This is a genomic window from Nonomuraea sp. NPDC049419 (assembly GCF_040676995.1).
Lineage (GTDB): Bacteria > Actinomycetota > Actinomycetes > Streptosporangiales > Streptosporangiaceae > Nonomuraea > Nonomuraea salmonea.
The window spans coordinates 27,127-40,145 of the sequence record NZ_JBFAQB010000024.1 but is presented as its reverse complement, the minus strand read 5'-3'; the positions used below and the strand labels follow the sequence as shown (position 1 = coordinate 40,145).

At 72.6% G+C, this 13,019-nt stretch carries 11 protein-coding genes; 7 read left to right on the top strand and 4 right to left on the bottom strand.

Translation table 11 applies throughout. The features are described 5' to 3' along the window. Positions 1-2,292, bottom strand: coding sequence for a polysaccharide lyase 8 family protein (locus AB0K12_RS41845; RefSeq protein WP_364573681.1), 2,292 nt, complete (start codon positions 2,290-2,292; stop codon positions 1-3). Between the two features lie 107 nt (positions 2,293-2,399). Here AB0K12_RS41845 and AB0K12_RS41840 point away from each other — a divergent pair, with 107 nt between their 5' ends. From AB0K12_RS41840 to AB0K12_RS41815, 6 genes are all read left to right on the top strand, one after another. Then, complete coding sequence (locus AB0K12_RS41840; protein WP_364573679.1) at positions 2,400-3,185, top strand: FadR/GntR family transcriptional regulator; 786 nt, start codon at positions 2,400-2,402, stop codon at positions 3,183-3,185. Between the two features lie 114 nt (positions 3,186-3,299). Beyond that, the gene (locus tag AB0K12_RS41835) at positions 3,300-4,613 is read left to right on the top strand and encodes a sugar ABC transporter substrate-binding protein (RefSeq protein WP_364573677.1); all 1,314 of its coding nucleotides are present in this window, start codon (positions 3,300-3,302) and stop codon (positions 4,611-4,613) included. After that, positions 4,613-5,566 (top strand): sugar ABC transporter permease, encoded by a 954-nt coding sequence (locus AB0K12_RS41830; RefSeq protein WP_364573675.1) that lies wholly within the window; start codon positions 4,613-4,615, stop codon positions 5,564-5,566. The genes AB0K12_RS41835 and AB0K12_RS41830 overlap by 1 nt, the downstream gene beginning before the upstream one ends. Next, positions 5,563-6,390 (top strand): carbohydrate ABC transporter permease, encoded by an 828-nt coding sequence (locus tag AB0K12_RS41825; RefSeq protein WP_364573673.1) that lies wholly within the window; start codon positions 5,563-5,565, stop codon positions 6,388-6,390. The genes AB0K12_RS41830 and AB0K12_RS41825 overlap by 4 nt, the downstream gene beginning before the upstream one ends. A gap of 28 nt (positions 6,391-6,418) precedes the next feature. Next, complete coding sequence (gene manD, locus AB0K12_RS41820) at positions 6,419-7,618, top strand: D-mannonate dehydratase ManD (protein WP_364573671.1); 1,200 nt, start codon at positions 6,419-6,421, stop codon at positions 7,616-7,618. Positions 7,619-7,713: 95 nt separating this feature from the next. Further along, on the top strand, positions 7,714-8,472 hold the full coding sequence (locus AB0K12_RS41815) for an SDR family oxidoreductase (protein WP_364573669.1): 759 nt from the start codon (positions 7,714-7,716) through the stop codon (positions 8,470-8,472). 134 nt (positions 8,473-8,606) lie between these two features. Here the strand turns inward: AB0K12_RS41815 and AB0K12_RS41810 are convergent, their stop codons facing one another. After that, on the bottom strand, positions 8,607-9,518 hold the full coding sequence (locus AB0K12_RS41810) for a transcriptional regulator (RefSeq protein ID WP_364573876.1): 912 nt from the start codon (positions 9,516-9,518) through the stop codon (positions 8,607-8,609). Positions 9,519-9,717: 199 nt separating this feature from the next. On the opposite strand from AB0K12_RS41810, the gene AB0K12_RS41805 reads away from it, so the two are divergent. Next, positions 9,718-10,896, top strand: a complete 1,179-nt coding sequence (locus AB0K12_RS41805; protein WP_364573667.1) for an MFS transporter — start codon at positions 9,718-9,720, stop codon at positions 10,894-10,896. Here the strand turns inward: AB0K12_RS41805 and AB0K12_RS41800 are convergent. Both AB0K12_RS41800 and AB0K12_RS41795 read right to left on the bottom strand, forming a co-directional pair. Continuing rightward, complete coding sequence (locus AB0K12_RS41800) at positions 10,838-12,307, bottom strand: HAMP domain-containing sensor histidine kinase (RefSeq protein WP_364573665.1); 1,470 nt, start codon at positions 12,305-12,307, stop codon at positions 10,838-10,840. The two genes, AB0K12_RS41805 and AB0K12_RS41800, sit on opposite strands and share 59 nt — an antisense overlap. After that, positions 12,304-12,984 (bottom strand): response regulator transcription factor, encoded by a 681-nt coding sequence (locus AB0K12_RS41795; RefSeq protein ID WP_364573663.1) that lies wholly within the window; start codon positions 12,982-12,984, stop codon positions 12,304-12,306. Before AB0K12_RS41795 ends, AB0K12_RS41800 begins: the two co-directional genes overlap by 4 nt. Between the last annotated feature and the right edge of the window lie 35 nt (positions 12,985-13,019).

Sequence of the window (13,019 nt, the reverse complement as noted above, 5' to 3'; positions counted from 1 at the left end):
TCAGACGTTCAGCACGGCTGTGCGGGTGTGGCCGCGGGTGCCGGCGACCTCGACCTTGAGCGCGCCCTTCGACCGGCGCACGCCCCGGTCGGCCTTCCTGATCGACTTGATCCGCCAGGGCAGGGTGAGCTTGAGGTCGTCGGCGGTCCTGGAGGGATCGGCGACGGCGAGGCGCACCTGGAACTGGTCGCGGCGGAGCACCACCGCGCACGGCCCGTCGGCGCTCAACGGACCCTCGTCGGTCTCGACCGTCCCTGCCCGCCAGAAGACGGCGGCCACCAGGTTGTCGCGGTAGATGGCCTGCACGGTGCCGGAGTTGGCGAGGATCTTGACGCGGCCCTGGTAGGCGGCGGTCTGGTTGGCCGAGGCGTCGGGCAGCACGGCGTAGGCGTAGCGGGCCTTGCGCGGGTCCACGCCGTGATCGAGCAGGATCGTCGTGTAGTGCCGGGTGACGGGCGTCGAGTCGCCGCCGGTGGTGGCGCCCTTGTCGATGTCGCGCCAGCGCCCGGTGCGCTTCTCGCGCAGCACCTTCGGCTTGGCGCCGTCGAGCAGCGCGTACCCGCCGACGCCGGCCAGGTGCACCCAGCCGTCGCCCTTGGACAGCGGCGGGTGGGCGCCGTGCGTGTTGCGGTTCTCGACGACGGTCTCGACGCGGCGGCCGTCGGAGGCGGTGATGCCGGTGCCGAGCGCGATCACGGCGTCGTCGAGCAGGAACCACGCCTTCTTGGCCCGCAGCGACGAGCCGTCGCCGATGAGCTTCATGACGGCCAGGCCGTACTCGCCGTCCAGCGCCACCCCGCCCGCCCACGGGGTCGCCGGGCGGCGGCGGGTGCCGTGGCGCAGGTCGCCGCGCTTGCGGCGGTCGACGGTCGTGCCGGGCAGCCGGTACGGGTCGATCGTCGGCCACAGCTCGTCGTTCCAGTGGGTGAGGTCGGCGGTGTAGAGGTAGGTCATGCCGTCACCGGTGTACCAGCCGTGCAGGTTCTCCCTGTTCATGGCCTCGACGGCGCCGATCCGCCTCGAGCTCATGGCGATCGCGTACGCCCATGTGGGCCGGCGGTGCACGACCCGGTCCATGTCGGCGAAGACGTACGTGCCGGTGGTGCGCGGCCCGACCGGCACCGACGGATCCCGCAGCAGGGCGTCCGCCCGCGCGATGCCGGCCAGGGGTGCGACCGCCTGGTACGGCACGGCCTGGTTACGCGTCAGCCAGCCCTTGACCAGGGGACGCCAGCGTTCGGCGTGCTTCTCGGGCGCCGTGTCCAGCAGGGTCAGGATGGCCTCGATCGTCTTCTGGCCCGAGTGGTGGTCGCGGTGGCCCTGCACGGAGATCTGCCGCCCGCGTACGCAGTCCATCATCAGCCCGTCGAAGACGAACGGCACGAAGGAGCGGTCCACGAGGTCGTACACGGCGTCGATGCGGCCGATCTGCCAGGGCGAGCGGGCGAGCATGGCGATCAGCCTGGCCACGCTCTCCAGATAGTCGACGCCGTAGCTGCCGGTGTAGGGGTAGATGTCGTGCTGGATGAACGACCCGTCGCGGTAGAACCCGTCGCCCGGCCCCCGGGTGAGGCGCAGCAGGTCGGAGACGGCGTCCCGGGCCTTCCTGACGAGCCGGGCGTCGTGGGTGAGCAGGCCGCGCATCGCGACGGCCATGGCCTTGCCGGCCCGGTTGGCGCCGGTCTCGACGACGCCGGGGTGGCTGATGCGCCGCTCGGGGTCGGGGCACCAGCGGCGCAGCGGGCGCAGCCACCGGTCGAGCCGGTCCTTGGGCAGGCCGTCGTAGAGCAGGGCACAGGTGTCGGTCAGGGCGCGGGGGACGCCGATCTCCCACCAGTACCAGTTGCTGCCGCGGCGGCCGATGTGCTCGTTGTAGGCGTGCTCGTACAGGAAGTCGAGCGCTTTGACGGCGGTCTCGGCGACCTGGGCGTCGTGGTGCAGGGCGGTGCCGGGGGTGGCCCAGCCGATCGCGAGCGTGCGCATGCGGTTGTAGGAGCGGTTGAAGTTGCCGCTGTTCGGGTCGCCGAGCGGCAGGTCGGGCCAGAGGCTGGGGCGGCGCGCGTCGGGCTTGAGCTTGCGCAGCACGGCCCTGGCCGAGCCCTCGACGGCCCTGGTCTTGTCGGCGTACGCGGGGTCGTACGACGTGGCCGCCAGCAGGCTCACCCATCGGCGGCGGGCTGTGTCGAAAGCCGCCGCGTCCACCGCCCTCGCCCCGGCTCTGCCCTCGAGAGCCAGGCCGGCCACGGCCGCGGCGCCGAGCAGAGCGGAGCGGCGGCTGAGCGGGTGGGTCATAAGGGCCTTTCCGGGCAGCTTTCGAACGTAGCGATCATATGTCGTCATCAGGTCCGGCCGTTCCGGCTCCGTACGGGGTCAGGACGGCCTCCTGTATCCTCGGGTGCATGCCCGCCGACCCGCCAGCAGCGATGGGCCAGGACATCGCACAGTCCTACCGGGGGCTGCTCACCGAGCGCATCGCACGCCAGCTGGAGCACGGCATCCGCTCCGGCGAGATCCAGGTGGGCTCCAAGCTTCCCTCCGAGCGTGAGCTGGCCGCCCAGTTCGGGGCCAGCCGCAACGTCGTACGCGAGGTGCTGCGCCGGCTGGAGGCCCAGCACCTGATCGAGGTGGCGCCGGGGCGTGGCTCGTTCGTCAGGGAGCAGACCTCCCAGCACGCCCGCCACTACGACGCCCTCTACCGCGCGGGCCGGCCTACGGTCCGCCAGCTCATCGAGGCGCGCATCCCGCTGGAGGTCGAGATCGTCGGGCTGGCGGCCGAGCGGGCCGACGAGGCGCAGCTCGCGGTCATCAAGCGGGCCAACGACGCGCAGCTCAAGGCCACCGACGTCGTCGACAAGGCCCATGCCGACCTCGACTTCCACGACGCGATCGCGCAGGCCAGCGGCAATCCGGTGCTGCGCATCATGCTGTCGTCGATCAGCGGCATGATGTTCGAGATGATGCTGCGCTCCCACTCCGACCCCGACATCGGCGAGCCGGGCGTGCCGCACCACCCCGAGATCTACGCCGCGATCGCCGCCCGCGACGTCGAGCGGGCCCGCGACCACATGCGCGAGCACCTCACGCTGGGGCTGCGCACCTACGGCGCCGACCTCGACGTGAGCGTCGACGTGATGGCCAGGCAGCACATCGAGGCGCTGCTGAGCCAGGCCGCCCACCGCCGCTGACCTCCCCTGTCTCCCGTCACCGGGGGTGGCGATCGGTGACGAGGGACTGCTATGGTCCGACTGGTCCTACCAGTTGGACCACGCAGAGGACGTACCGATGCAGAAAGCCGATCCATGAACGACCACCCCCTCAGCCGCCCTTTGAGCCGGCGGGCGTTCGGCAGGCTCGCCGCGGCGGCCGCCGTCTCCCTGGGCGGCACGGCGCTCGCGGGCTGCTCGTCCGGCGGCGGCAAGCCCTCGGCGAACACGCCGCTGCGCGTCATGGCGATCAACCACGTCTGGTCGCAGGCCGTCGCGAAGCTGCTGCCCGAGTTCGAGGAGCGGATCGGGCGGCGGGTGTCGATGACGCTGCTCACCTCCGACCAGCTCGCCAACAGCTACAACGTCAAGCTCAACGCCTCGGCGACCGACATCGACGTGATGATGGTCCGCGCGCTGCAGGAGCAGCTGCTCTTCGCGCACAACGACTGGCTGGCCGACCTCACCGGCCTGGTGACGGGCGACGCCGCCTTCGCCTGGAACGACTTCCTCCCGGCGACCCGCGAGCGCTCCGTCAGCGCCCGCAAGGTGCTGAGCGTCCCGGTGGTGACCGAGCGGCCCGCCCTCTACTACCGCAAGGACCTCACCTCGCCGCCCGGGACGCTGGACGAGCTGATGGAGCAGGCGCTGCGCTTCGCCGGGCGCGGCGACGGGTTCTTCGGCTTCGTCGGACGCGGCCAGCGCGCCGGCGCGGTCAGCATGTGGTCGAGCTTCCTGTACTCCTTCGGCGGCGACTTCACCATCGACGGCCGCTCCGGCATCGCCACCCCCGAGGCCATCGCCGCGTACGAGTACTACGGCCGCCTGCTGGAGCAGGCCGGGCCGCCGGGAGCCACCAACATGAGCCTCGAACAGGCCATGCCGATCTTCGCCCAGGGCAAGGCGGCCTTCTACGTGGACGCCGACGCCATCTACACCAACTTCCTCGACCCCAAGATCTCGACCGTGCAGGACAAGGTCGGCTTCGCCCCCTTCCCCGCCGGGCCCGCCGGGGCGCGGCCGTTCAACATCCCGTCGTGGAGCCTCGGCGTCAGCCGGTTCTCCCTGCTGCGCGACGAGGCCTGGCAGTTCATCCGCTGGGCGGCAGGCCCCGAGATGGTCAGGCGCATGCAGGCCGACGGCATCCCCGGCGCCCGCCAGTCGGCCTGGTCCGACTCGGCCACGCTCGCCGCGTTCCCCGCCGACCTGGCCAAGGCCATGCAGCGGCAGGCGGAGATCGGGCTCGGCATCGACCGGCCCGACGTGCTGCAGGTGGGCAGGGCCCGCGACATCGTCGGCCGCCCGCTGGTGGCCGGCATCCTCGGCGAGCCGGTGGCGCCGGTCGCCCGGGAGGCGGACGCCGAGTTCGCCGACTTCCTCGTCCGCGACAACCGCCACAGGGAGGGCTGATGTCGGTCACCTCCGCCGCGGCACGCCGCCCCGCGAGCCCCCGCGGCGCTCGCGGCGCACGCCCGCAGCGCTCGTTCGAGCAGGCCAACCGGCGCCTGAAGTGGACGATGCTGACGCCGGCGCTCGCCTTCGTCGGCCTGATGATCGTCTTTCCGCTGATCTTCACGCTCAACCTGGCCTTCACCGACGCGTTCGGCGCGGTGAACGCCGGCAAAGGCTACGTCGGGCTGCGCAACTTCACCGACGCGCTCACCGACGTGCGCCGCTTCTGGCCGGCCGTCGGGCGCACCGCCGCCTTCACGGCCGGCGCGGTGATCATCGAGACCGTGCTCGGGCTCGCCCTGGCCATGCTGATGCGCAGGCCGTTCAGGGGCAGCAGGTGGGTGCGGACGATCCTCATCATCCCGCTGCTGACCACGCCGGTCGCGGTCGGCATCCTGTGGCTGCTCATCCTCGACCCCACCAACGGCATCGCCAACCATCTGCTGACCTCGGTCGGGCTGCCACCGCAGGAGTTCCTCGGCTCGGTCGGCCAGTCGCTGCCGGTGCTCATGCTGATCGACGTCTGGCAGTGGACGCCGATGATGACGCTCCTGCTGCTCGCCGGCCTCACCACGCTGCCGGCCGAGCCGGAGGAGGCCGCGCACGTGGACGGCGCGGGCCGCTGGCAGCGCTTCCGCTTCGTGGTGCTGCCGATGCTCTTCCCCACGCTGGCCACCGCCCTGATCCTGCGCGCCATCGACGCGCTGAAGACCTTCGACATCCTGTACGCCACCAAGGGTCCCGGCGGCGGCTCCGACTTCGAGGTCGAAACCCTCAACGTCTACGCCTACGGCCTGACCTTCGACTACCAGGAGTACGGCCTGGCCTCGGCCGTGCTGGTCCTGTTCACCCTCGCCATCGTCGGAGTGGTGGTCCTGCTCCGCCGCCGTCCGGGAAGGAAGTCCGCATGATCGCCGCCGACTCCGGGCGCCGCGCCCTGCCGTGGCTGCGGGGCGCCCTCATCACGATCGTGTGCCTGATCTTCGTGCTGCCGATCGTGTGGTTGTTCGCCGCCGCGTTCAAGACGAACGTGCAGGTCACCGACCCCACGGTGGGCCTGATCTTCTCCCCCACGCTGGACAACTTCCGCAACGTCCTGGCCGACGGCGAGGTGGTGGCGGCGCTGCGCAACTCGCTGATCGTCGGCGTGGTCTCCACCGTGCTGTCGGCGGTCATCGCGGTGCCCGCCGCGTGGGCGGTCGGCCGGTTCAGGATGCACCGCACCGGCTCGCTGGTGCTGGTGGCGCGGATCGTCCCGGCCATCTCGCTGCTGGTGCCCTGGTACTACCTGTTCGCCCAGGCCGGGCTGGTCGGCAGCTACACCGTGCTGGTGCTCAGCCACATGTTCGTCTCCGTGCCGCTGATCCTGTGGATCATGATCGGGTTCTTCGAGGGCCTGCCGATCGAGCTGGAGGAGGCCGCGCGCACCGACGGGCTGAGCGTCTTCGGCGCGTTCTGGCGCATCGCGCTGCCGCTGGCCGCGCCCGGCACCACCACCGCGTCGGTGCTGGCCTTCATCTTCAGCTGGAACAACTTCATGTTCGCGCTGATCTTCTCCGACGAGGACACCCAGACCGCGCCGGTGACCCTGTTCCACTTCATCTCCTACGCCGGCACCGACTGGGGCGGCCTGATGGCCGCCGCGTCCCTCATGACCGTGCCGGTCGTCATCGTCGCCGTGCTCGGGCAGAAGTACCTCGTCGCCGGGCTGACCGCCGGTGCCACCAAGGGCTGAGACCCCCTCATTCACGAAAGGCAGAGCATTGAAGATCGTCGACGCCAAGGTGGTCCTGACCAGCCCGGGCCGCAACTTCGTCACGCTGAGGATCGAGACCGACGAGGGCGTCACCGGCCTCGGCGACGCCACGCTCAACGGGCGCGAGCTCGCCGTCGTCAGCTACCTGACCGACCACGTCGTGCCGCTGCTGCTGGGCACCGACCCGCACCGCATCGAGGACACCTGGCAGTCGCTCTACCGGGGCGCGTACTGGCGGCGCGGTCCCGTCACGATGGCCGCCATCGCCGCGGTGGACGTCGCCCTGTGGGACATCAAGGCCAAGGTCGCCGGGCTGCCGCTCTACCAGTTGCTGGGCGGCGCGAGCAGGGAGCGGGTCCGCACGTACGGGCACGCCTCCGGCCGCGACCTGCCCGAGCTGTTCGACTCGATCAGGGCCCGCCTCGATCAGGGCTACCAGGCGATCCGGGTGCAGACCGGCGTGCCGGGCCTCAAGCGGGTGTACGGCGTCCGGCACACCGTGGACACCGCCGCAGGACCTCGTCCCGTGGTCGAGGACTGGGACACCCCCGCCTACCTGCGCAGCCTGCCCAAGGTCTTCGACGCCGTGCGCCAGGAGTTCGGCCCCGACCTGCCGCTGCTGCACGACGCCCACCACCGCCTCACCCCGATGCAGGCGGCCCGGCTGGGCAAGGACCTGGAGCCGTACGACCTGTTCTGGCTGGAGGACTGCACGCCCGCCGAGAACCAGGAGGGCCTGCGGCTGGTGCGCTCCCACACCACGACGCCGCTGGCCATCGGCGAGGTCTTCAACACCGTCTACGACTACAAGACGCTGATCGGCGAGCAGCTCATCGACTACGTGCGCTCCGCCGTCACCCACTTCGGCGGCGTGTCACCGCTGCGCAAGCTGTTCGACTACGCCGCCCAGTACCAGATCAAGACCGCCGTTCACGGGCCCGAGGACATCTCCCCCGTCGGCATGGCCGCCGCGATCCACCTGGACCTCGCCGTGCACAACTTCGGCATCCAGGAGTACGCCGGCTACACCGAGGCGACCGAGGCCGTCTTCCCGCACGCCTACACCTTCACCGACGGGCACCTGCATCCGGGCGAGGAGCCGGGGCTCGGCGTCGAGCTGGACGAGGAGCGGGCGGCGGCGCATCCGTACGAGCCCGCGTACCTGCCGATCAACCGGCTCCAGGACGGCACCATCCACGACTGGTGAGAGGATCAGGCAAGAACCGGAGAGGATCGATCTAGGGTTTCCCCTGGTCGCACCACTTGAATGGAGTCATCCAAGCAAGCGGTGAAAGGACCATCATGAAAGTCGCGATCGTCACGGGCGCCAGCTCCGGCATCGGCAGGAGCGCCGCGGTCGAGCTCGCCAGGCGCGGCGCCGGCGTCGTCCTCACCTACGGCGGCAACGCCCAGGGCGGGCTCGACACCGTCGCCGCCATCGAGAAGGAGGGCGGCACCGCCGTCGCGCTGCCGCTCGACCTCGGCGACACGAGCACGTTCCCGGCCTTCCGCGAGAGCGTGGCCGCCGCGCTGCGCGACACGTGGGCGCGCGGCACGTTCGACGCCCTGGTGAACAACGCCGGTCAGGCCGAGGCGGCGCTGTTCGAGGACACCACCGAGGAGATGTTCGACCGGCTGACGCGGGTCCTGCTCAAGGGCCCGTACTTCCTGACCCAGCAGCTGCTGCCCCTGCTCGCCGACGGCGGCGCGATCGTCAACACCGGCAGCAGCTCGACGGCGGCGGCCGGTCTCGAGCCCGGCTACTCGGTCTACGGCTCGATGAAGGGCGGCATCGACGTGCTGACCCGCTACATGGCCAAGGAGTTCAGCGCGCGCGGCATCAGGGTCAACTGCGTCTCCCCCGGCCCGACCCGTACCCGGCTCGGCGGCGACGCCTTCAGCCGCTTCCCCGAGCTGGCCGCGCCGCTCGCCGCGCGTACGGCTCTGGGCCGGATCGGCGAGCCCGGCGATGTCGGCGCCATGATCGCCGCCCTGGCCTCCGAGGAGGGGCGCTGGGTCACCGCGCAGGTCCTCGAGGTGTCGGGCGGCTTCAACCTCTAGGAGATGCGCTACTTCTTGCCGCAGTTGTCGAACCTCCCGGCCCGGCAGGTGAGACCTTGCCCCAGGACGTCCCGGTCGAGGCCCGGGAATCCACACAACGCGTGTGATCGGTGCCACATGCCTTTCTCTGCTGGTCAGTGGCCTTGAGCACGGACGAGGACGTCGCCGGCCTCGGTGCGGTAGTACAGCACCGACCGCCCGGCGCGGCGGCGGCGGACCAGGCGGGCGTCGAGGAGCACTTTGAGGTGGCGGCCCACCGACCCCAGGCCCTGCCCGGTCAGCGCGACGAGCTGGCTGGTGCTCTTCGGGGTGGCGAGCAGCACGAGGACGGCGGCGCGCGCGGGTCCGAGCAGCCGCCCGAGCGCCTCGGGCACCGGCTCGCCGTCGGGCTCGGCGAGGACGCCCGAGCACGGGTAGATGACGGCGTACGTGTGCGGCTCGTCCCACGTCACCCAGGCGCCGCCCGGGGTGACGGGGACGAACAGCAGCCGCGCCCCCGACCGGATCGTCCTGGGCGGCCGGTCGTGGGCGTTGATCCGCAACCGTCCGTCGCCCAGCCACCGCATCCCCGGCCGCAGGTCGGCCAGTGCGGCGGCCCAGCCGCCCTGCCCGAGCTGAGCGGTACGGGCCACGATGTCCGCCTCCATGACCCGGCGCCGCCGCGCCCACTCAGGCTCGACGGCCCGCGCCCACACCCACTGCAGCAGGCCGGCCATGCGCTCGGCCAGATCGGCCCGGTCCAGCGCGGCCGGCAGCATGCCGTTCACCGCCACGGCCACGTCCGCCCTGGCGGCATCGGGCGGGGTCCCACGCACGACCGCCAGCTCCTCGGCGAACGTCCGCGCCTCGGTGCTCGGGGGCGGGGCGCAGAAGTCCGCCATCCACGGCTGCTCGAGCGCACACCGTACGAGCAGCGCCGTGACGGGATCGAGCCGCTCGCGATAGGCGGGCAGGTGCTCGGCCAGCCACCGCCGCGCCGCCGGGTGGGTGGCCCGCCCCGAGGAGAGCAGGCACAGGCTCGCCACGGTCTCAGCCAACGGCGACACCACGAACCTGCCACCCACCAACGTGTCAGCGTCAAGCCGCCACCACCCCACCGCTCCACCTCCCCGGCCGAGCACGCGGCCGCCGCTCGTTTCGCTGACTCGCGAAAACCGTGAGCGGGGCGCACAGGCCGGCGGCCGGCGTTTCGCCGCCCCGCGAAACTGTAACGCTCGCGCGGGCGGGGGCCGCAGGCTGCGCGGCATGCGTACATATGGAGAACTGCTGCGCGCGCCCGAGTTCGCGCCGCTGTTCGCGGCGACGTCCGCGCACGTGGCGGCTTCGACGGTGAGCGGGCTGGCGCTGGGCGTGCTGGTCTACGGGGCGACGCGGTCGCCGCTGCTGGCCGCGCTGAGCATGTTCGGCCCGTCGCTGGCGCAGGTGATCGGCGCGGCTGCGCTGCTGTCGGCCGCCGACCGGCTGCCCCCGAGGGCCGCGCTGAGCGGGATCGCCCTGGTGTTCGGCGTGGGCACGGCGGTGCTGGCCGCCCCAGGGCTGCCGGTGGGGGCGGTGTTCGCGGTCGTGCTGGGGCTCGGGCTGGTCGCGTCGCTGAACGGCGGCGTGCGGTGGGGGCTTTTGAACGAGATCCTGCCGCGCGAGGGCTACCTGCTGGGCCGCTCGACGATGAACATGACCGCCGGTCTCCTGCAGATCTGCGGGTACGCGGCCGGCGGCGTGCTGGTGGCCGCCCTGTCGCCCCGCGGCGCGCTGCTGGCCGGGGCCGCGCTGTACCTGGTGGAGGCGGCCGTCGCCCGGTGGGGGCTCAGTGCCAGGCCGCCACGGGACACGGGCCGTCCGTCGGTGACCGCGACCTGGCGGGCGAACGCGCGGCTGTGGTCGTCGGTGCCCCGCCGGTACGTGTTCCTCGCCCTGTGGGTGCCGAACGGGCTGATCGTCGGCTGCGAGTCGCTGTTCGTCCCTTACGCGCCCGAGCACGCCGGGCTGCTGTTCGCGGTCGCGGCGGCGGGCATGCTGGCGGGCGACGTCCTGGCCGGTCGTTTCGTCCCCGCCCGGTGGCGTGCCAGGCTCGGCGCCCCCATGCGCCTTCTGCTGGCCGCCCCTTATCTGGTCTTCGCGTTCCGTCCGGGCCTCACGGTTGCGGCGATCGCGGTGGGTGTGGCGTCGGTGGGGTTCGCCGCGAGTCTCCTGCTCCAGGAACGCCTGATGGCCCTGACCCCGGAGGAGCTGAGCGGCCACGCCCTCGGCCTGCACTCCTCGGGCACCCTCGCCATGCAGGGCGTAGGCGCCGCGCTGGCGGGCGCGATCGCCCAGGTCACCTCGGCGGCGACGGCCATGGCGGCGATGGCGGTGGTGTCGGTGGCGGTCACCCTGGCCCTGGCCGGCGGCCTCCGTCCGGCCCCTGCGAGCATCGCGGCAGAGTGAGGGTCATGGTCGTGCCGCCCGCCGGTGGGGTGGTGGCGGTGAGGGTGCCGCCGTGGAGGCGGGCGTTCTCGGCGGCGATGGCCAGACCGAGTCCGCTGCCCTCGCTGCGGCTGCGCGCCGAGTCGCCCTTGGTGAAGCGGTCGAAGACATGCGGCAGCAGGTCGGCCGGGATGCCGGGGCCGTCGTCGGCGACGATGACGGCCACCCGGCCGGGAGCCGGCTCGACCCGTACGGTCACCGACACGTCGGGACCGCCGTGCCGCAGCGCGTTGCCGACGAGGTTGGCGAGGACGACGTCCACCCGGCGCGGGTCCAGCCGCACCCGCAGACCGGCCGGCAGGTCGGTGCGGACCCGCCCGTCCCAGTGCCGCAGCGCCAGCGTCTTGCCGATCAGCTCGCCGAGATCCACCTCGTCGAGGTGCAGCACGGCCGCGCCCGCGTCGAAGCGGGAGACCTCGATGAGGTCCTCGATGAGGCGGGTGAGCTTGCGGGTCTCGTCGGAGACCAGGTGCAGCGCCTCGGCGGTGACCGGCGGCAGCCGTCCCGAGGCGGCGTCGGCGTCGAGCACGCCGGTCACCGCCGACATGGCGGCGAGCGGCGTGCGCAGCTCGTGCGAGACGTCGGCGGCGAAGCGGCGGGCCCGCTCCTCCATCGCGCGCAGCGTGGCGGCGTCGGCCTGGAGCGTGGCCGCCATGCCGTTGAACGCCCGCCCCAGGTCGGCCAGCTCGTCGTCGCCGGTGACCGTGACGCGCGTGCCGAGGCCGCCCGCCGCCATCCGTTCCGTCGCGGTACGCAGCCGGCGCACCGGCCGCAGCAACCGGCGGGCGGCGAGCAGCGCGGGGATGATCGAGGCCAGCGCTACAGGCACGGCGGCGGCGCGGGCGGCGGCGGCCAGGCCCTCGACGTCCTGCTGCTGGGAGGCCAGCGACATGGAGGCGTAGACGGTGAGCGGCGGCGGACCCTGGGGCCGGTCCGCCGCGGTGACCGGGACGGCGACGGCCAGCCACGGCGTCTGCCCGTGGTGGAACCGCTGGGCCAGCACGGTCGCCGCCGTCGCCGCCTCGGCCCGCAGCGGCGCGGGCAGCGGCGGCGCCTCCCGTCCTGCGGCGACGAGCGCCCCGCCCCGGTACGACAGCGCCGAACGCCACCCGCGCGCCCCCGCCGCCCGGTCGAGCTGCACCGCCAGCGTCCGCAGATCCGCCACCTTCGGATCGGCCGGCAGGTCGGGCACCCGCGAGGCCAGGTGGGCGCGCAGCTCCTGCACCAGGTCGGCCTGGGCGCGCTCGGCGATCGCGTCGCGGCCCTGCCGGTAGGTCACGGCGGCGGCGGTCACCGCGCTGAGCGCCGAGACCAGCAGGAACGCCAGCACGAGCTGCGCCCGCAGGCCACGGGCGAGAGGCGGGCGGATCACAGCGGCCCGAACCGGTAGCCGAACCCGCGTACCGTCTGGATGTAGCGGGGGCTGCGCGAATCGTCCTCGATCTTGGCCCGCAGCCGCATCACGCACGCGTCCACCAGCCGGTAGTCGCCGTGGAAGGCGTGCTCCCACACCTGTTCGAGCAGCTGCTGGCGGCTGAAGGTCTGCTCGGGCGCGGCCGACAGGAACAGCAGCAGCTTCAGCTCCGTCGGCGCCAGCGCCACCTCGGCACCGCGCTTGAGCACCCGCAGCGCCACCCGGTCGATGAGCAGGTCGCCGTGCTCGGAGCGGGCGTTGCCGGTCGCGGCCTGCGTCGTACGCCGCAGCACCGCCCGCATCCTGGCCTCGATCACCTCGGTGCTGGCCGGCTTGATCACGTAGTCGTCGGCGCCGGCCTCCAGGCCCACCACCACGTCCACGTCGTCGTCGCGGGCCGACAGGATCACGATGGGCACCTGGCTGAACGCCCGGATCCGCCGGCACGTCTCCAGGCCGCTCATGCCGGGCAGCATCAGGTCGAGCAGCACGATGTCGGGCGCGCTCGCGATCAGCTCGGCCAGCCCGTCCTCACCGGTGCCGACCAGCAGCGTCTCGTGCCCCTGGTGCCGCAGCCCGAGCCCCACGCCACGCCGCACGGCCGGGTCGTCCTCGATCACCAGCACCCGCGTCACAACGTTCCTCCCGCCGCGCGGTTCCCGATCGCCAA

Excerpts from the sequence above, each read along its gene's own strand:
- AB0K12_RS41845 (WP_364573681.1), bottom strand. The coding sequence starts at position 2,292 with ATGACCCACCCGCTCAGCCGCCGCTCCGCTCTGCTCGGCGCCGCGGCC.
- AB0K12_RS41840 (WP_364573679.1), top strand. The coding sequence starts at position 2,400 with ATGCCCGCCGACCCGCCAGCAGCGATGGGCCAGGACATCGCACAGTCC.
- AB0K12_RS41835 (WP_364573677.1), top strand. The coding sequence starts at position 3,300 with ATGAACGACCACCCCCTCAGCCGCCCTTTGAGCCGGCGGGCGTTCGGC.
- AB0K12_RS41830 (WP_364573675.1), top strand. The coding sequence starts at position 4,613 with ATGTCGGTCACCTCCGCCGCGGCACGCCGCCCCGCGAGCCCCCGCGGC.
- AB0K12_RS41825 (WP_364573673.1), top strand. The coding sequence starts at position 5,563 with ATGATCGCCGCCGACTCCGGGCGCCGCGCCCTGCCGTGGCTGCGGGGC.
- AB0K12_RS41815 (WP_364573669.1), top strand. The coding sequence starts at position 7,714 with ATGAAAGTCGCGATCGTCACGGGCGCCAGCTCCGGCATCGGCAGGAGC.
- AB0K12_RS41805 (WP_364573667.1), top strand. The coding sequence starts at position 9,718 with ATGCGTACATATGGAGAACTGCTGCGCGCGCCCGAGTTCGCGCCGCTG.